The organism is Sodalis sp. (in: enterobacteria) (genome assembly GCF_051710625.1).
Taxonomy (GTDB): Bacteria; Pseudomonadota; Gammaproteobacteria; order Enterobacterales; family Enterobacteriaceae; genus JBPESN01.
Genome location: NZ_JBPESN010000125.1, coordinates 1 through 927, shown reverse-complemented (window position 1 = coordinate 927; position 927 = coordinate 1). Strand labels below are relative to the sequence as shown.

General features: G+C 57.4%; 2 tRNA genes and 2 rRNA genes. All 4 read left to right on the top strand.

Annotation, left to right across the window (positions count from 1 at the left end):
- Positions 1 to 206: ribosomal RNA gene (locus ACTBDU_RS16430) — 23S ribosomal RNA — on the top strand; the annotation flags it as partial.
- A 262-nt stretch (positions 207 to 468) separates the two neighbouring features.
- Positions 469 to 584: ribosomal RNA gene (gene rrf, locus ACTBDU_RS16425) — 5S ribosomal RNA — on the top strand.
- A gap of 86 nt (positions 585 to 670) precedes the next feature.
- Positions 671 to 747: transfer RNA gene (locus ACTBDU_RS16420), tRNA-Asp, on the top strand.
- 8 nt (positions 748 to 755) lie between these two features.
- Positions 756 to 831: transfer RNA gene (locus ACTBDU_RS16415), tRNA-Trp, on the top strand.
- The last annotated feature ends 96 nt before the right edge of the window (positions 832 to 927 follow it).

The following is a 927-nucleotide window of genomic DNA, read 5'->3' as shown; positions in this document are numbered from 1 at the left end:
CTGCCAATGGCATTGCCCGGTAGCTACGTGCGGAAAAGATAACCGCTGAAAGCATCTAAGCGGGAAACTTGCCTCGAGATGAGTCTTCCCTGAGGCCTTGAGCCTCCTGAAGGGGCGTTAAAGACGATGACGTTGATAGGTCGAATGTGTAAGCGCTTGCGAGGCATTGAGCTAACCGATACTAATGACCCGTGAGACTTAACCTTACAACCCTGAGCTGTTTGAGAAAGGCGAAAGCCGAAGCCGTAACGAACGTTAACGGCAGAGCGCCAGCGACATAACCGCGAAAGCCAACGCCGGGGGTATACAGTTCCGTAGTTCCGTGATGCGAGGGCAAGGCGTGAACGCGTGCGCCAGAGACAAGACGATATCAGCGAAGTTCCGGATATAATGCCCGACCCTCACTCTCGTGACCGTCGGGCGGTAAGAGTAGTCTGTGCGGCGGGAGCGGCACGGAGAAAGAATTTGCCTGGCGGCACGAGCGCGGTGGTCCCACCTGACCCCATGCCGAACTCAGAAGTGAAACGCCGTAGCGCCGATGGTAGTGTGGGGTCTCCCCATGCGAGAGTAGGGAGCTGCCAGGCATCCACTACGTACCAATGGGTAACCCGGGGTGGTCAACAAGCGGCTGACCCCACGCATGTTAATCCAGCGTGTGTAGTAATTCGGTGGTGCGGTAGTTCAGTCGGTTAGAATACCGGCCTGTCACGCCGGGGGTCGCGGGTTCGAGTCCCGTCCGCACCGCCACCCTATTTAGGGGCGTAGTTCAATTGGTGGAGCACCGGTCTCCAAAACCGGGTGTTGGGAGTTCGAGTCTCTCCGCCCCTGCCAGTCATGAAAAACCCTTCGCAAACGCGAAGGGTTTTTTTTCGCTTGTGGGTTTTTCCCCGCACCGGAGTTGTCGGCCACATCTCCGCCCGATCTGAA